Here is a 17,271-nt window from a genome sequence, read left to right as displayed (position 1 = left end):
CTTGAGTACGGCAAGGCGAAGCTGACGTGGTTTGAATTTGATTTTCGAAGAGTATAAACTGCTTATAAAATAAAAAGGAGTCCCGATGGAACACATTATTTATCAGCTTGATGAGGACTTGGCAATCCTTACCTTGAACCGTCCTGAGGTTGCGAATGGTTTTCATATTCCTATGTGTGAGGAGATTTTAGAAGCACTGACTCTGGCGGAAGAGAATCCAGCTGTACAGTTTATCTTGATTAATGCTAATGGCAAAGTCTTTTCAGTTGGGGGAGATTTAGTAGAGATGAAGCGGGCAGTGGATGAGGATGATATTCTATCATTGACGAAAATAGCAGAATTGGTCAATACTATTTCTTATAAAATCAAGCAAATTGCAAAACCTGTTTTGATGGAAGTTGATGGGGCTGTTGCAGGTGCTGCAGCAAATATGGCTGTTGCCGCAGATTTCTGTCTAGCGACCGATAAGGCTAAATTTATACAAGCATTTGTTGGAGTTGGTTTGGCTCCGGATGCAGGAGGAATTCATCTCTTGAGCCGAAGTATTGGTGTGACTCGTGCTGCCCAACTAGCCATGACAGGAGAGGCTTTAACCGCAGAAAAAGCTCTGGAGTGGGGTCTTGTTTATCGCGTCTGTGAAGCTGACAAACTAGAAAAGACCAGAGAACAGCTTCTTAAAAAATTAAGACGTGGTTCAAGCAATTCCTATGCTGCCATCAAGAAGTTGGTTTGGGAGAGCCAATTTAAAGATTGGCAAGAGTATGCAACTTTGGAATTGAACCTTCAAGAATCTCTAGCTCAAACGGAGGATTTTAAAGAAGGAGTGCGTGCTCATTCGGAGAGAAGAAGACCTAAATTTACAGGAAAATAGAAAAATACTTGCACCATTCTTTGAACTTTGATATAATTCTTTTGTCAAATGTTTTGATTCTAAAAGTTTTTTTGAAAAGGAGGGAAGGAAAGATTGGACTACCAACGAATTAATGAATATTTAACATCTATATTTAACAATGTCCTCGTCATTGAGGAAGTTAGCTTGAGGGGTAGTCGTTTCAAGGATATCTCCATCAAAGAAATGCATACGATTGATGTGATTGGAAAAGTTCCAGATGTGACACCAAGTCAAGTGTCAAAAGAGTTGATGGTGACTCTTGGGACAGTGACGACTAGTTTGAATAATCTCGAACGTAAGGGTTACATTGAACGCATTCGTTCAGAACATGATCGTCGTGTGGTGCATCTGCATTTGACAAAGAAAGGTCGCTTGGTTCATAGGCTACATAAACGCTTCCACAAGGCCATGGTTGAAAAAATCATTGATGGTATGAGTAAGCAAGAAATGGAGGTTATGAGCAAAGGTTTGACCAATCTTTATCAATTTTTGGAGGATTTGAGATAATGGCTTTTGCAAAAATAAGCCAGGTTGCTCATTATGTGCCAGAGCAAGTGGTTACAAATCATGATTTGGCTCAGATTATGGATACCAATGATGAGTGGATTTCAAGTCGGACGGGAATACGTCAAAGACATATTTCAAGAACAGAATCTACTAGTGATTTGGCTACAGAAGTTGCCAAGAAACTGATGGCAAAAGCTGGAATCACAGGAGAGGAGTTGGATTTTATCATCCTAGCTACTATTACTCCAGATTCGATGATGCCCTCTACAGCTGCTCGTGTTCAAGCTAATATTGGTGCTAATAAGGCCTTTGCTTTTGACCTAACAGCAGCTTGCAGTGGATTTGTATTTGCTCTTTCAACTGCTGAAAAGTTTATCGCTTCTGGTCGCTTTCAAAAAGGCTTGGTGATTGGTAGTGAGACCCTCTCTAAAGCAGTCGATTGGTCAGACCGATCAACAGCTGTTTTGTTTGGAGATGGTGCTGGTGGTGTCTTGTTAGAAGCTAGCGAGCAAGAGCATTTCTTGGCTGAGAGTCTCAATAGCGATGGGAGTCGTAGCGAGTGTCTAACTTATGGACATTCAGGCTTGCATTCTCCGTTTTCAGATCAAGAAAATGCAGATTCATTTTTGAAGATGGATGGGCGCGCAGTCTTTGATTTTGCTATTCGGGATGTAGCCAAGTCTATCAAGCAGACTATTGATGAATCTCCTATAGAGGCGACAAACTTGGATTATCTGCTACTTCATCAGGCTAATGACCGTATTTTGGATAAGATGGCTAGAAAAATCGGTGTCGACCGAGCCAAACTTCCAGCCAATATGATGGAATATGGCAATACCAGTGCAGCAAGTATCCCGATTTTACTTTCAGAGTGTGTAGAACAAGGTCTCATCCGCTTAGATGGTAGCCAGACTGTTCTTTTATCAGGCTTCGGTGGAGGCTTGACCTGGGGCACGCTCATTCTTACAATTTAGGTAATCATGTGGTGAACACATTGTTATAAAAAACTATTTATTTTAAAGGAGTCCTATCATGGCAGTATTTGAAAAAGTACAAGAAATTATCGTTGAAGAACTTGGAAAAGACGCATCAGAAGTAACACTTGAATCAACTTTTGATGATTTGGATGCAGATTCATTGGACTTGTTCCAAGTAATCTCAGAAATCGAAGATGCTTTTGATATCCAAATCGAAGCAGAAGATGACTTGAAAACAGTTGGTGACTTGGTTGCCTACGTTGAAGAGCAAACAAAATAAACAGAATATAAATAGAAGGAGTAGGGAAACCCGCTCCCTCTTGTTTAGGCAATAGTTTGATTGTCAAATTATGACAGTATCGAACTATTACGTAAGCAAGAAACGATGGAGGCACTATGAAAACGCGTATTACAGAATTATTGAATATTGATTATCCTATTTTTCAAGGAGGAATGGCCTGGGTTGCTGATGGTGATTTGGCAGGAGCTGTTTCTAAGGCTGGAGGGCTAGGGATTATCGGTGGGGGGAATGCCCCTAAAGAAGTTGTCAAGGCAAATATTGATAAAATCAAATCATTGACGGATAAACCTTTTGGTGTCAACATCATGCTCTTGTCTCCCTTTGTGGAAGATATTGTAGACCTCGTTATCGAGGAGGGGGTTAAGGTAGTGACAACAGGCGCAGGAAATCCTGGCAAATACATGGAACGCTTCCATGAAGCTGGGATTACAGTCATTCCTGTTGTACCAAGTGTTGCCCTAGCTAAACGCATGGAAAAAATTGGTGCGGACGCTGTTATTGCAGAAGGAATGGAAGCTGGGGGGCATATCGGTAAATTAACAACTATGACCTTGGTGCGTCAAGTGGTGGCAGCTGTATCTATTCCTGTTATTGCTGCAGGAGGGATTGCGGATGGTGAAGGTGCTGCTGCTGGCTTTATGCTAGGTGCAGAGGCTGTTCAGGTTGGAACACGTTTTGTCGTTGCAAAAGAGTCTAATGCCCATCCGAATTATAAGGCCAAGATTTTAAAAGCTAGAGATATTGATACTACGATTTCAGCTCAACACTTTGGACATGCTGTTCGCGCTATTAAAAATCAGTTGACTCGTGATTTTGAAAAGGCTGAGAAAGATGCCTTTAAACAGGAAAATCCTGATTTGGAAATCTTTGAACAAATGGGAGCAGGTGCCCTAGCCAAAGCAGTTGTCCACGGAGATGTGGATGGTGGATCTGTTATGGCAGGTCAAATTGCGGGGCTTATTTCCAAAGAAGAAACCGTTGAAGAAATCCTAAAAGATTTGTATTACGGTGCTGCTAAGAAAATACAAGAAGAAGCCGCTCGTTGGGCAGGAGTTGTAAGAAATGACTAAAACAGCCTTTTTATTTGCTGGTCAAGGTGCCCAGTATCTAGGTATGGGACGGAATCTCTATGATCACTACCCTATTGTCAAAGAAACGATTGATCAAGCAAGTCAGGTGCTTGGTTACGATTTGCGTCATCTCATTGATACGGAAGAAGCAAAACTTAACCAGACCCGCTATACGCAACCAGCTATTTTAGCGACTTCGGTTGCTATTTACCGCTTATTGCAAGAGAAGGGCTATCAACCTGATATGGTTGCTGGTTTGTCTCTTGGAGAATATTCTGCCTTGGTGGCTAGTGGTGCCTTGGATTTTGAAGATGCGGTAGCCTTGGTAGCTCAGCGTGGAGCCTATATGGAAGAAGCAGCTCCTGCTGGCTCTGGCAAGATGGTGGCAGTACTCAATACGCCAGTAGAGGTCATTGAGGAAGCCTGTCGAAAAGCTTCTGAACTTGGAGTCGTTACCCCAGCCAACTATAACACACCTGCACAAATCGTCATTGGTGGAGAAGTGGTTGCGGTTGACAGAGCTGTTGAACTCTTGCAAGAAGCTGGTGCCAAACGCTTGATTCCTCTCAAGGTTTCAGGTCCCTTTCATACCGCTCTCCTTGAGTCTGCTAGTCAGAAACTAGCTGAAACTCTAGCTCAAGTAAGTTTTTCAGATTTTACTTGTCCCCTAGTTGGTAATACAGAAGCTGCTGTCATGCAAAAAGAAGACATCGCTCAACTCTTGACGCGTCAGGTCAAGGAACCGGTTCGTTTCTATGAAAGTATTGCAGTTATGCAAGAAGCAGGCGTAACCAACTTTATCGAGATTGGACCGGGGAAAGTTCTGTCAGGCTTTGTTAAAAAAATTGATAAGACAGCTAAACTAGCCACTGTTGAAGATCAGGCGAGTTTGGAAGCCTTGCTAGAAAACGAGTAATCCCTTCTCCCATAAATACAAGAGGAAACAGGAGAAAAGAATGCAACTAAAAAATAAAAATATCTTTATTACAGGTTCGAGTCGTGGAATTGGTCTTGCCATTGCCCACAAGTTTGCTCAAGCAGGAGCCAACATTGTCTTAAATAGTCGTGGGGCTATCCCAGAAGAATTGCTCGCTGAGTTTGCAGACTATGGTGTCAAGGTGGTTCCTATTTCAGGGGATGTGTCCGATTTCGCAGACGCTAAGCGTATGGTTGAGGGTGCTATTGCAGAGCTGGGTTCAGTAGATGTTTTGGTCAACAATGCTGGAATTACTCAAGACACCCTCATGCTCAAGATGACAGAAGCAGATTTTGAAAAAGTTCTCAAGGTTAACCTGACTGGCGCCTTTAACATGACACAATCAGTCTTGAAACCGATGATGAAAGCCAGAAAAGGTGCTATCATTAATATGTCTAGTGTTGTTGGTTTGATGGGAAATATTGGTCAAGCTAACTATGCTGCTTCCAAGGCTGGTTTGATTGGTTTTACCAAGTCTGTGGCGCGTGAAGTGGCCAATCGCAATATCAGGGTTAATGCTATTGCACCTGGAATGATTGAGTCTGATATGACAGCTGTCCTATCGGACAAGGTAAAAGATGCCATGCTGGCGCAAATTCCTATGAAAGAATTTGGACAGGCAGAGCAGGTTGCAGATTTGACAGTATTTTTAGCAGGCCAAGATTATCTAACTGGTCAAGTGGTTGCCATTGATGGTGGCCTCAGTATGTAGCAGAAGCTAGAGGTAAAAAAGATGAAACTAAATCGCGTAGTAGTAACAGGTTATGGAGTGACATCTCCAATCGGAAATACACCAGAAGAATTTTGGAATAGTTTGACAAGTGGAAAAATCGGAATTGGTCAAATTACAAAATTTGATCACAGTGACTTTGATGTGCATAATGCGGCAGAAATCCAAGATTTTCCTTTTGATAAATACTTTGTAAAAAAAGATACCAATCGTTTTGATAACTATTCTTTGTACGCCTTGTATGCGGCCCAAGAAGCTGTTAATCATGCAGGTCTTGATGTAGAGGCTCTTGATAAGGATCGTTTTGGTGTTATCGTGGCCTCTGGTATTGGTGGAATCAAGGAAATTGAGGATCAAGTGCTTCGCCTAAATGAAAAAGGACCAAAACGTGTAAAACCATTGACTCTTCCAAAAGCCTTGCCAAATATGGCTTCAGGAAATGTTGCTATGCGTTTTGGAGCAAATGGTGTTTGTAAATCCATCAACACTGCCTGCGCTTCATCAAATGACGCGATTGGGGATGCCTTCCGCTCCATTAAGTTTGGTTTCCAAGATGTTATGTTGGTAGGTGGTTCAGAGGCTTCTATCACACCTTTTGCTATTGCTGGTTTCCAAGCCCTAACAGCTCTCTCAACTACAGAGGACCCAAGTCGTGCTTCCATTCCATTTGATAAGGACCGTAATGGTTTTGTTATGGGTGAAGGTTCTGGGATGTTGGTTCTTGAAAGCCTTGAACACGCTGAAAAACGTGGGGCTACTATCCTTGCTGAAGTGGTTGGTTACGGAAATACTTGTGATGCCTACCATATGACTTCTCCTCATCCAGAAGGTCAGGGAGCTATCAAAGCCATTAAACTAGCCTTGGAAGAAGCTGAGATTTCTCCAGAGCAAGTAGCCTATGTCAATGCTCACGGAACGTCAACTCCTGCTAATGAAAAAGGAGAAAGTGGTGCGATCGTAGCTGTTCTTGGTAAGGAAGTGCCTGTATCATCAACCAAGTCTTTCACAGGACATTTGCTGGGTGCTGCAGGCGCGGTAGAAGCTATCGTAACAATCGAGGCTATGCGTCATAACTTTGTACCAATGACAGCTGGAACAAGTGAAGTATCAGATTATATCGAAGCCAATGTCGTTTATGGACAAGGCTTGGAGCAAGAAATTCCATACGCTATTTCAAATACTTTTGGTTTTGGTGGCCATAATGCAGTTCTTGCTTTCAAACGTTGGGAGAATAAATAAGTATGAATTTAAACGATATTAAAGACTTGATGGCTCAATTTGACCAGTCAAGTTTGAGAGAATTTTCTTATAAGAATGGGACGGATGAGTTACAGTTTAGCAAGAATGAAGCGAGACTTGTGTCTGAAGTTGCACCTCAAGTTGCTCCAGCACCTCTTCTAGCAACACCAAATCCATTGACTCCTACATCTGCTCCAGCAGAAACTGTAGCAGAAGAAGTTCCAGCTTCAGTTGAAGCAAGTGTGGATGCTGAGGGAGATCTTGTAGAGAGCCCACTTGTTGGGGTGGCTTACTTGGCTGCTGGACCAGATAAACCTGCCTTCGTTTCAGTTGGTGATAGTGTCAAAAAAGGTCAAACTCTGGTAATTATTGAAGCCATGAAAGTCATGAATGAAATTCCAGCTCCTAAGGATGGTGTGGTAACGGAGATTCTCGTTTCTAACGAAGAAATGGTTGAATTTGGTAAAGGATTGGTACGTATCAAATGATCGATATTCAAGGAATCAAAGAAGCCCTTCCCCATCGTTATCCTATGTTACTAGTGGATCGTGTCTTGGAAGTGAGCGAGGATACCATTGTTGCCATCAAAAATGTGACCATTAATGAGCCCTTCTTCAACGGTCATTTTCCTCAATACCCTGTCATGCCAGGTGTTCTGATTATGGAAGCCTTGGCGCAAACAGCTGGTGTCTTGGAGTTATCAAAACCTGAAAATAAAGGTAAACTAGTCTTTTACGCTGGTATGGACAAGGTTAAATTCAAGAAGCAAGTTGTACCAGGTGATCAATTAGTTATGACGGCAACGTTTGTAAAACGTCGTGGCACGATTGCTGTGGTTGAAGCAAAGGCTGAAGTGGATGGCAAGCTTGCAGCCAGTGGTACTCTTACCTTTGCAATAGGGAACTAAGGAGGTTCTCCATGTTTCGAAAAATTTTAATTGCCAATCGTGGTGAAATTGCGGTTCGTATTATCCGTGCGGCGCGTGAATTAGGGATTGCGACGGTAGCGGTCTATTCAACTGCTGATAAGGAAGCCCTGCATACACTTTTGGCAGATGAAGCAGTTTGTATCGGTCCTGGCAAGGCAACAGAGTCTTATCTCAATATCAATGCGGTTCTATCAGCTGCAGTCTTGACTGAGGCAGAAGCCATTCACCCCGGTTTTGGATTTCTCAGTGAAAATTCCAAATTTGCTACCATGTGTGAAGAGGTGGGAATCAAGTTTATCGGTCCATCTGGTCATGTCATGGATATGATGGGAGACAAAATCAATGCGCGTGCTCAGATGATCAAAGCAGGCGTGCCTGTTATACCAGGTTCAGATGGAGAAGTACATAATTCTGAAGAAGCTTTAATTGTTGCTGAAAAAATTGGCTATCCTGTTATGCTCAAGGCTTCAGCAGGTGGTGGTGGTAAAGGGATTCGTAAGGTTGAAAAACCAGAAGACCTCGTATCAGCCTTTGAAACTGCCTCTAGTGAAGCCAAGGCCAATTATGGCAATGGTGCCATGTACATAGAACGGGTCATCTATCCAGCTCGTCACATCGAGGTTCAAATCCTAGGAGATGAGCACGGGAATGTGATTCACTTGGGGGAACGGGATTGTTCTCTTCAACGGAATAACCAAAAGGTTTTGGAAGAAAGTCCTTCGATTGCAATCGGAAAAACGTTGCGCCATGAAATCGGTGCTGCTGCTGTTCGAGCGGCAGAGTCTGTTGGCTATGAGAATGCAGGGACCATTGAGTTTCTGCTTGATGAAGCAAGTGGCAATTTCTATTTCATGGAAATGAATACTCGTGTACAGGTGGAACATCCAGTAACAGAATTTGTTTCAGGTATAGATATCGTTAAGGAACAGATTCGCATTGCGGCAGGTCAGCCTCTGTCTGTTAAGCAAGAAGATATTGTCCTACGCGGTCATGCTATCGAGTGTCGGATCAATGCAGAAAATCCGGCCTTTAACTTTGCTCCAAGTCCAGGTAAGATTACTAATCTCTATCTGCCAAGTGGTGGAGTTGGCTTGCGCGTGGATTCAGCAGTTTATCCAGGCTATACTATTCCACCTTATTATGATAGTATGATTGCCAAAATCATCGTTCACGGTGAAAATCGTTTTGATGCCTTGATGAAAATGCAACGTGCCCTCTATGAATTAGAGATTGAAGGAGTGCAGACCAATGCAGATTTCCAGCTTGACCTCATTTCAGATCGCAATGTCATTGCTGGAGATTACGATACTTCCTTCTTGATGGAAACCTTCTTACCTAAATATCAAGAAAAAGAATAAAATGACTTCAAGAGTTTAAACCGAAAAGGGGAATCAATGGCTCTATTTAGTAAAAAAGATAAGTATATTCGAATCAATCCCAATCGTTCGGTTAGGGAAAAACCTCAAGCCAAGCCAGAGGTTCCAGATGAATTATTTTCCCAGTGTCCAGGCTGTAAGCATACCATTTATCAGAAGGATCTGGGAAGTGAGCGTATCTGTCCGCACTGTAGTTACACCTTTCGTATTTCTGCCCAAGAACGCTTGGCTCTGACGATTGATATGGGAACCTTCAAGGAATTGTTTACGGGGATTGAAAGCAAGGATCCCTTGCATTTCCCTGGTTACCAAAAGAAACTAGCAACCATGCGTGAAAAAACAGGTCTGGATGAAGCTGTTGTGACAGGAACAGCTCTTATTAAAGGTCAGACTGTGGCTCTTGGGATTATGGATTCTAACTTTATCATGGCTTCTATGGGTACGGTTGTGGGTGAAAAAATCACTCGTTTGTTTGAGTATGCGACTGTCGAACAATTGCCAGTTGTTCTCTTCACAGCCTCTGGTGGAGCCCGTATGCAGGAAGGAATCATGAGTCTCATGCAGATGGCCAAAATCTCTGCAGCAGTTAAGCGCCATTCAAATGCTGGTCTCTTTTATCTGACCATTTTGACAGATCCAACGACAGGTGGTGTGACAGCTTCTTTCGCTATGGAAGGCGATATTATTCTGGCTGAACCACAGAGTTTGGTCGGTTTTGCTGGGCGTCGTGTCATTGAAAACACGGTTCGTGAAAGCTTACCTGAGGATTTCCAAAAGGCAGAATTCCTATTGGAACATGGCTTTGTGGATGCTATTGTTAAAAGAAGAGACTTGCCAGATACGATTGCTAGCCTAGTCAGATTGCATGGAGGGTGTCCTAGATGAATATTGCAAAAATAGTCAGAGAAGCGCGTGAGCAGAGTCGCTTGACAACCTTGGACTTTGCGACAGGCATTTTTGATGAATTTATCCAATTACACGGTGACCGTTCTTTTCGTGATGATGGTGCAGTTGTCGGTGGTATTGGCTGGCTTGGAGATCAAGCTGTCACAGTGGTTGGTATCCAAAAAGGCAAGAGCTTGCAAGACAACCTCAAACGGAATTTTGGACAACCACATCCAGAAGGCTATCGCAAGGCCCTACGGTTGATGAAACAAGCTGAAAAATTTGGCCGTCCAGTTGTGACCTTTATCAATACTGCAGGTGCCTATCCTGGTGTGGGAGCGGAAGAACGCGGTCAAGGGGAAGCTATCGCTCGCAATCTTATGGAAATGAGTGATCTGAAAGTTCCGATTATCGCCATCATTATCGGTGAAGGTGGTTCAGGTGGGGCTTTGGCTCTAGCAGTTGCAGACCGTGTCTGGATGCTGGAAAATTCTATCTATGCCATTCTCAGCCCAGAAGGCTTTGCTTCCATTCTATGGAAGGACGGAACTCGTGCCATGGAAGCGGCAGAGCTGATGAAAATCACTTCTCATGAACTGCTAGAAATGGACGTGGTGGACAAGGTGATTTCTGAAGCAGGACTTTCTAGCAAAGAATTAATTAAGAATGTCAAAAAAGAACTCCAAGCTGAGCTAGCTAGACTTTCGCAAAAACCGTTAGAAGCGTTGTTGGAAGAACGCTATCAACGATTTAGAAAATACTAATACCTCAGAATACGCAAAAACTAGAACTGGCAGTCAGTTCTAGTTTTTATGTGGTTCTGACTCTGTATCAAGGACGAAGTAAAAGGTGCTTGGAAGACCAAACACCTTTTCGATTATTCATTTTCTTCAGTTACAAATTGACTAAGCAGTCCGTTGATGAAGCGGGCTGATTTTTGATCTGAAAAATTCTTAGCGAGTTCAATGGCTTCATTGACTGCTACCAGCTGAGGTGTATCAAATGATGTGATTTCAAAGATACCCAAGCGTAGTAAGTTTTTTTCGACCAAGGTCAAGCGTTCAACTGTCCAGCCTGACTTGAGGTGCTGGTTGATTTGTTTATCCAACTCGTCTTTTTGAGCTTGAACGCCAGAAACCAAGTTCAGAAGAAAGGTAGGGATTTGCACATCTGCATCTTCACGGTCATGCGTGTAGGCAAAGTGACAAGCTGTTTCCATATCTGTGCCGAATTCAAGGCTCATGAGAGCTTGAAAAGCGCATTTACGAAGTTCACGTCTAGATTCTAATAATGGACTAGTCATTGAGGAAGTCCTCGTTAAATAGATCTTTCAACTCAGGTTTTGGTGTTTTGTCTGGAACGATTCCTGCAACATGGATGTTAACAGCAGCAAGTTCCACATCAGCCATATCACGGACAGCATCTTTGACTGCTTTTTGAATAGCAAGAGCCACTTTTGGTACCTTCACACCGTACTCAAGATAGAGATAGATGTCAGCAGTTAGTTCTTCGTTGCTTTCTTTTAAGTAGACGCCACGACCAAGAGAGAGTTTTGATAGGGTATCAGATACGGATTTATTTGAAAATGAGTGGACACCATCAACTTTAGCAGTTGCGATGGCAATGATTTTTTCAAGTACACGTGGAGCGATAACGATTTCGCCAAATTGTTCTTCAATTCCCATAGAATGACCTCTTTCTAGAGATTAGGCACGAGAAACGTAAGTTCCTTCTGCAGTGTTGATGATCAATTTTTGTCCAGCTTCGATAAAGTCTGGAACGTTGACAACAAGTCCAGTTTCCATAGTTGCTGGTTTACCAGAACCTGTAACAGTAGCACCTTTGATAGATGGTTGTGTTTCAGCGACTGTTAATTCAACAGTAGTTGGTACAGTTACACCGATCACTTCAGTTCCGTAGAATTGGATTTTCACATCAGAGTTTTCAAGGATGTAAAGCAATTCATTTTCAACGTTTACGACTGGGATTTCGTATTGGTCGTAAGTTTCAGTGTTCATGAAGTAGGCTGTTTCATCCATTTTGTACAAGTATTGAGCTGGAACAGTTTCGATAATAGCTTGTTCGAATTTTTCTTCTGGACGGTAGCTTGTGTCAAATGTAGAACCAGTACGGACATCACGTAATTTCATACGCATGATTGTGTTTCCTTTACCTGGTTTGTGGTGGCTAGCTTCCAAAACGCGGATTAATTTTCCGTCTGCAGTTTCAAATGTCATACCAGCTTTCAATTTGCTTGCTTCAATCATGTTTTTACCTCTTTAATAAATATTATTACTCTTCATTTTACCATAAAATCTTCTGGAAATAAAGCCAAAATAGTTATTGGGATTTGGTAGGGGAGAAAAAGAATATTGCCTAGTCAGGTGGGGTGGTTAATGTTAAAGAGTATCCACTATATTTTTTCTCATACTCAATGGAAATCAAAGAGCAAACTAGGAAGCTAGCCGCAGGTTGCTCAAAACACTGTTTTGAGGTTGCAGATGGAAGCTGACGTGGTTTGAAGAGATTTTCGAAGAGTATTATATTTCAAAAGGTCGAAGTAAGTTTACTCCGACCTGTTAATATTATCTTAAAAAGATTGATTTTTTATTCTGGTTCTACCAAAATTTTAATTTGTGACTTATCTTGAGTTAATTCGATAAAGCCTTCTTCAACGATATTTTCCAATTTAATTTTCTTAGTAACTAATTTTTCAGCAGAGAAGTAGCCTTGTTCCATCAATTCTAATACTTTAGGGAAGATATGACGATAAGCAATGATTCCTTTTAGTGTCTTTTCTTGGATTGCAAATTCATTCGGATTAATACTAGCTTCTCGTTCCCAGATAGAGACCACCATGCACTCACCTGCTTTATGTACGGCAGCTAAGGCTTGTCCTAAAACTACTGGCACACCAGTTACTTCATAAGAAACATCTACACCACCGTTTGTTAAACGATGAATAGCTTCAACAGCTGTTTCACCTTCTTCCGGACGGACAACGATAGCTCCTAACTCTTCAGCTTTTGCTTGACGTTCAGGTGATAGTTCAACAGCATAAATCTTAGAAGCACCCGCTGCACGAAGGGCTTCTACAATTAAGAGACCAATCGGACCTAAGCCAAAGACAGCAGCAGTATCACCAGCTTTTAGTGCTGATTGACGAACTGCATAAACTGCAACAGCAGCTGGCTCAGTGAGAGCAGCTTGCTCATAGCTTAAGCTATCTGGAATGACATGTACTAAGTCGCCGTCTAAAACACAATATTTGGCAAATCCACCGTCTGCAGCTAAACCGACAAAATTAAGGTTTGGATCCAAATTATAATTACCAACTAAGTTATTCTTAGCTAGAATTGGTTCTACAGCAACACGATCACCAACTTTAACACGAGTAACATCGCTTCCGACTTCTACAATTTCGCCAGAAAATTCATGTCCCAGTGTTACTGGTGCTTTTTGACCAGAATAGACATGTTCTTCTGTTGGGATGAAGATAGGGCCATCTAAAAATTCGTGGAGGTCAGTACCACAAATTCCTGTGAATTTAACAGCAACTTTTACTTGGTGCGGAAGTACCTCAGGGATTTCTACTTCTTGAATACGAACATCTTTTGCTGCATGCCAGCGAGCTGCTTTCATTGTAGCCATATAAATAACTCCTTATTGTTGCGATTTTTAGTTTTCCTTTTAGGAAACTTTACATGTAATATTGTAAACGCTTTCCTTTTATTTGTCAAGAAAAAACCAACCTCAAGGTTGGTTTCTTTTACATATTAATCTTCTTTCAACTTCGCCAATTCTTGTGCAAGTAGTTTAAGGGCAACTTGTGGGTTGGCTTGTCCTTTGGTTGCTTTCATAAGGAAGCCTGTAAAGGCCTTATCTGCGTTACGTTTGCCTGACTTGAAGTCGGCAACGGCTGCTTCGTTATCGGCAAAGACTTGGTGGATAATTGGAATCAAGACAGCTGGATCTGAGATTTGAACCATACCTGCTTTTTCCACGTATTCACGCGCGCCACCGCCATTTTTAGCTAGGTGGACAAAGACTTTCTTGGCAATCTTAGATGAAATAGTACCGTCTTCGATGATGGCAATCATTTCAACCAAGTTTTCTGGTGTCAATTCGATTTGTTCCAGTGTCTTACCTTCGGCATTTAAGAACTGAGCAACCTCACCTTGGAGCCAGTTAGAAACTTGTTTGGCATCACCACCGAGGGCAACAGCTTTTTCAAAGAAGTCAGAAGTGACTTTATTAGCAGTCAACTGGCTAGCATCGTAGTCTGACAAGCCAAGGTCAGATACATAACGTGCACGGCGTTCTTTTGGGAACTCTGGCAACTCTGTACGCATTTCCTCAATCCACTCGTCTGAGATTTCAAAGAGAGGTAGGTCTGGTTCTGGGAAGTAGCGGTAGTCAGCAGCGCCTTCCTTGACACGCATGAGTATAGTTGCTTTGTTAGCCTCATCGTAACGACGTGTTTCTTGGCGGATTTGACCACCTGAGCGAAGGATTTCAGCTTGACGTTGGACTTCGTATTCAAGACCTTTGCGAACATTTGAGAAGGAGTTGAGGTTCTTCAACTCGGTCTTGGTACCGAATTTCTCTTGACCATACGGACGAAGAGAGATATTGGCATCCACACGCATAGAACCTTCTTCCATCTTAACGTCAGAAATGCCAGCGTACTGGATAACTTCCTTGAGTGCTGTTAAATAAGCATAGGCTTCTTCAGGAGAACGCATGTCTGCTTCAGATACAATCTCAATCAATGGCACCCCTTGGCGGTTGAGGTCAACATAAGAGTAACCATCTGTACCATGGGTATTTTTACCAGCATCTTCTTCCAAGTGAGCGCGTTCGATACCGATTTTCTTAGTTGTACCGTCTTCTAGCTCGACTTCAATCCAGCCGTTGTAGCCGATTGGCTCATCAAACTGAGAAATTTGGTAGGCTTTGGGATTATCAGGGTAGAAGTAGTTCTTGCGGTCAAAGTGCATCTTTTTGTGGATGTCCATGTTGAGGGCAAGAGCTGCCTTGATACCAGCATCAACAACACCTTTGTTGAGAACTGGTAGAACTCCTGGGAAAGACCAGTCAATCACATTGGTGTTGGCATTTTGATCATTTCCAAAGTGGGCAGAAGTAGGTGAGAAGATTTTTGAATTGGTGTTGAGCTCTACGTGGACTTCAAGTCCAATGACTGTTTCAAAGTTCATTAGTTGTCACCTCCAAAAATCACGGGTTCTTGTTTGTGGTAGTCTGTTGTTGCTTCAAAAGCAGCAGCAGCTTGGTAAATGGTTTCCTCAGAGTATTTAGGACCAATCAATTGTAGTCCGACAGGTAGACCTTGAGAGAATCCAGCAGGAATCGAAATTCCTGGGAGACCAGCTAAGTTGACTGGGATGGTCAAGAGGTCAGCTAAGTACATGGCAACTGGGTCGTGGTTAAGCGAGTCCAAGTCATAAGCAACACTTGGTGCAGTTGGTCCCAAAATCAAGTCGTAATCCGCGAAGACTTTTTCGAAATCTTGGATAATGAGGGTACGGACCTGACCAGCTTTCTTATAGTAGGCGTCATAGTAACCTGATGAAAGGCTGAAAGTACCCAGCATGATACGACGTTTCACCTCTTCACCGAAACCTTGGCTACGGCTATTTACATAGATTTCATCAAGGTTGGTCGCATCCTCTGCGCGGTAACCATAACGGATACCGTCAAAACGTTGCAAGTTTGATGAAGCTTCAGATGAAGCGATGATGTAGTAGACGGCAACACCGTATTTAGAGTGAGGAAGGCTGACTTCTTCGACGATAGCACCGAGTTTTTCAAAGTGCTTAGCAGCATTTAGAATAGTTTCCTTAACCTCTGGGTCAATCCCTTCACCGAGATATTCCTTAGGCAAAGCAATTTTCATGCTCTTGATGTCTTGGCCGATTTTTGAAGTAAAGTCGGCAATGCGGACAGGAGCAGAAGTAGAGTCTTTGGCATCTTCGCTAGCAATAGCGTTGAGCAAGAGGGCATTTTCCTTAACAGTAGGAGCAAAAGGCCCGATTTGGTCTAATGAGCTACCAAAGGCAATGAGACCGAAACGTGAAACCGTTCCGTAGGTTGGTTTGAGACCAACAATCCCGTTGAAGGCAGCAGGTTGGCGGATAGAGCCACCAGTATCAGAACCAAGTGACAAGCGAACTTGCCCAGAAGCTACAGCTGCGGCAGAACCACTAGACGAGCCACCAGGAACCTTGCTGTGGTCCCAAGCATTTTTAGTTGCTCCGTAGTGAGAAGTCTCACCTGAACCACCCATGGCAAACTCGTCCATGTTGGTTTTCCCTACGACAATCATGCCTTTCGCTTTTGCATTGGCAACGGCTGTCGCATCAAAGATAGGCTCATAGTTGTAGAGCATTTTTGAAGCAGCAGTTGTGAGAATACCATCAGTAGAGATATTGTCTTTAACTGCAAGTGGAATTCCTGAAAGGACATTGTCAGCATCGATTCCAGCTTCATCAATGGCTTTAGCTTGAGCAAGAGCCTGCTCTTCAGCGATGGTGACGAAAGCGTTGATAGCTGTCTCGCGAGACTTGATATCTTCAAGCGTTGCTTGGGTTAATTCTGTTGCAGAAATTTCCTTAGAGACAAGGAGATTGTGCAAGTCTTCAATGGTTTTATTGTTAAAAGTCATTAGGCATCTCCTCCATCGTCTAGGATAGCTGGTACCTTGATATAGTAGTTGTCTTTTTCAGGTACGTTTTTAAACAAGCGATCGCGGTCTGTTCCTTCTTCGGCCACATCAGGGCGAAGTACAGTCTTGCGGTCAGCCATAGTTGTAGTTGGTGCGACACCAGTTGTGTCAACTTCGCCCAGCAACTCAACCATGTCAACAATTTTAGACAATGTAGTCGCAAAGGCAGCGGTTTCTTCTTCAGAGAATCTTAATTTTGAAAGATTGGCAACGTGTGTTACCTCTTCTTGCGTAATTTTCATCTTGCATCCTTTCGTGAAATGATGATTTTTAGTCTGTTCTATTTTACCATATTTTCCTATAAATAAGGGAGGGAAAGGTGAAAAAAGACATCTGGCAAGTCGAGAAAGAGGTTTTTAAAATAGACAAAAAAATAGCCGTCCTAACTTTGGCGAGTTAACGAGCTATTTTTTTAGTTATGTAATTACAGCCACCGTCTTAAACGGCTCTGTGGGGTGTTGTTGACGCAACACCTTTTTCTATATTTATTGTAACATTTATTTTAAAAATTGCAAGGGGAATTGTTCTACTTTAGAAGTGTCTAACATAAAATAGAAATTGAAAAAAATGCTAAAATCCGATATAATGGAGTGTTGAAAGGAATGGTAAAATCCAATGTAGAAATCATTCTGAACTATTGAAACA

The 17,271-nt window shown here is 42.5% G+C and carries 20 protein-coding genes; 13 read left to right on the top strand and 7 right to left on the bottom strand.

The genetic code is table 11. The features are described 5' to 3' along the window. Positions 1–85: 85 nt before the first annotated feature. The 13 genes from QZ359_RS06570 to QZ359_RS06510 all read left to right on the top strand — a co-directional run bounded on the left by QZ359_RS06570 (position 86) and on the right by QZ359_RS06510 (position 10,645). A complete protein-coding gene (locus tag QZ359_RS06570) occupies positions 86–871 on the top strand; it encodes an enoyl-CoA hydratase (protein ID WP_293964394.1) in 786 nt (261 codons plus the stop codon). A gap of 93 nt (positions 872–964) precedes the next feature. Beyond that, positions 965–1,399 (top strand): MarR family transcriptional regulator, encoded by a 435-nt coding sequence (locus QZ359_RS06565; RefSeq protein ID WP_000386356.1) that lies wholly within the window; start codon positions 965–967, stop codon positions 1,397–1,399. Next, entirely contained in the window at positions 1,399–2,373 is a 975-nt protein-coding gene (locus QZ359_RS06560) for a beta-ketoacyl-ACP synthase III (RefSeq protein ID WP_261121416.1), read from the top strand. Before QZ359_RS06565 ends, QZ359_RS06560 begins: the two co-directional genes overlap by 1 nt. Positions 2,374–2,431: 58 nt before the next feature. Beyond that, positions 2,432–2,656 carry an acyl carrier protein gene (locus tag QZ359_RS06555; RefSeq protein WP_000257838.1) on the top strand — a complete coding sequence of 75 codons (225 nt, stop codon included), beginning with the start codon at positions 2,432–2,434 and terminating at the stop codon, positions 2,654–2,656. A 116-nt stretch (positions 2,657–2,772) separates the two neighbouring features. After that, entirely contained in the window at positions 2,773–3,747 is a 975-nt protein-coding gene (gene fabK / locus QZ359_RS06550) for an enoyl-[acyl-carrier-protein] reductase FabK (protein WP_293964388.1), read from the top strand. Next, a complete protein-coding gene (gene fabD / locus QZ359_RS06545) occupies positions 3,740–4,663 on the top strand; it encodes an ACP S-malonyltransferase (protein WP_293964386.1) in 924 nt (307 codons plus the stop codon). Before fabK ends, fabD begins: the two co-directional genes overlap by 8 nt. A gap of 40 nt (positions 4,664–4,703) precedes the next feature. After that, positions 4,704–5,435: a 3-oxoacyl-[acyl-carrier-protein] reductase gene (gene fabG, locus QZ359_RS06540; protein ID WP_293964384.1), complete on the top strand. Its 732-nt coding sequence runs from the start codon at positions 4,704–4,706 to the stop codon at positions 5,433–5,435. Positions 5,436–5,456: 21 nt separating this feature from the next. Further along, complete coding sequence (fabF, locus tag QZ359_RS06535; protein ID WP_293964382.1) at positions 5,457–6,692, top strand: beta-ketoacyl-ACP synthase II; 1,236 nt, start codon at positions 5,457–5,459, stop codon at positions 6,690–6,692. Positions 6,693–6,694: 2 nt separating this feature from the next. Continuing rightward, positions 6,695–7,180 (top strand): acetyl-CoA carboxylase biotin carboxyl carrier protein, encoded by a 486-nt coding sequence (gene accB / locus QZ359_RS06530; protein WP_293964380.1) that lies wholly within the window; start codon positions 6,695–6,697, stop codon positions 7,178–7,180. Then, on the top strand, positions 7,177–7,599 hold the full coding sequence (fabZ, locus tag QZ359_RS06525; RefSeq protein ID WP_000565515.1) for a 3-hydroxyacyl-ACP dehydratase FabZ: 423 nt from the start codon (positions 7,177–7,179) through the stop codon (positions 7,597–7,599). The genes accB and fabZ overlap by 4 nt, the downstream gene beginning before the upstream one ends. A gap of 11 nt (positions 7,600–7,610) precedes the next feature. Beyond that, positions 7,611–8,978, top strand: coding sequence for an acetyl-CoA carboxylase biotin carboxylase subunit (gene accC, locus QZ359_RS06520; protein ID WP_293964364.1), 1,368 nt, complete (start codon positions 7,611–7,613; stop codon positions 8,976–8,978). 36 nt (positions 8,979–9,014) lie between these two features. Beyond that, positions 9,015–9,881, top strand: a complete 867-nt coding sequence (accD, locus tag QZ359_RS06515) for an acetyl-CoA carboxylase, carboxyltransferase subunit beta (RefSeq protein WP_033686478.1) — start codon at positions 9,015–9,017, stop codon at positions 9,879–9,881. Beyond that, positions 9,878–10,645: an acetyl-CoA carboxylase carboxyl transferase subunit alpha gene (locus QZ359_RS06510; protein ID WP_049487035.1), complete on the top strand. Its 768-nt coding sequence runs from the start codon at positions 9,878–9,880 to the stop codon at positions 10,643–10,645. The genes accD and QZ359_RS06510 overlap by 4 nt, the downstream gene beginning before the upstream one ends. Before the next feature lie 113 nt (positions 10,646–10,758). Here QZ359_RS06510 and nusB read toward each other — a convergent pair whose 3' ends face one another. The 7 genes from nusB to gatC all read right to left on the bottom strand — a co-directional run bounded on the left by nusB (position 10,759) and on the right by gatC (position 16,868). Further along, positions 10,759–11,184, bottom strand: coding sequence for a transcription antitermination factor NusB (gene nusB / locus QZ359_RS06505; protein ID WP_000203639.1), 426 nt, complete (start codon positions 11,182–11,184; stop codon positions 10,759–10,761). Continuing rightward, complete coding sequence (locus tag QZ359_RS06500; RefSeq protein ID WP_000510575.1) at positions 11,177–11,566, bottom strand: Asp23/Gls24 family envelope stress response protein; 390 nt, start codon at positions 11,564–11,566, stop codon at positions 11,177–11,179. Before QZ359_RS06500 ends, nusB begins: the two co-directional genes overlap by 8 nt. A 21-nt stretch (positions 11,567–11,587) precedes the next feature. Further along, entirely contained in the window at positions 11,588–12,148 is a 561-nt protein-coding gene (gene efp, locus QZ359_RS06495) for an elongation factor P (protein WP_000568643.1), read from the bottom strand. Between the two features lie 340 nt (positions 12,149–12,488). Then, a complete protein-coding gene (locus tag QZ359_RS06490) occupies positions 12,489–13,532 on the bottom strand; it encodes a 2,3-butanediol dehydrogenase (RefSeq protein WP_254753856.1) in 1,044 nt (347 codons plus the stop codon). Positions 13,533–13,657: 125 nt separating this feature from the next. Further along, the gene (gatB, locus tag QZ359_RS06485; RefSeq protein WP_049522353.1) at positions 13,658–15,100 is read right to left on the bottom strand and encodes an Asp-tRNA(Asn)/Glu-tRNA(Gln) amidotransferase subunit GatB; all 1,443 of its coding nucleotides are present in this window, start codon (positions 15,098–15,100) and stop codon (positions 13,658–13,660) included. Continuing rightward, positions 15,100–16,566 carry an Asp-tRNA(Asn)/Glu-tRNA(Gln) amidotransferase subunit GatA gene (gatA, locus tag QZ359_RS06480; RefSeq protein ID WP_293964347.1) on the bottom strand — a complete coding sequence of 489 codons (1,467 nt, stop codon included), beginning with the start codon at positions 16,564–16,566 and terminating at the stop codon, positions 15,100–15,102. Before gatA ends, gatB begins: the two co-directional genes overlap by 1 nt. Continuing rightward, a complete protein-coding gene (gene gatC / locus QZ359_RS06475; protein WP_000705419.1) occupies positions 16,566–16,868 on the bottom strand; it encodes an Asp-tRNA(Asn)/Glu-tRNA(Gln) amidotransferase subunit GatC in 303 nt (100 codons plus the stop codon). The genes gatA and gatC overlap by 1 nt, the downstream gene beginning before the upstream one ends. Positions 16,869–17,271: the final 403 nt, after the last annotated feature.

It is taken from the genome of Streptococcus sp. (genome assembly GCF_019414905.1).
Classification (GTDB): Bacteria; Bacillota; Bacilli; order Lactobacillales; family Streptococcaceae; genus Streptococcus.
The sequence above is the reverse complement of the archived record's forward strand: the minus strand, read 5'-3'. Positions and strand labels throughout refer to the sequence as shown.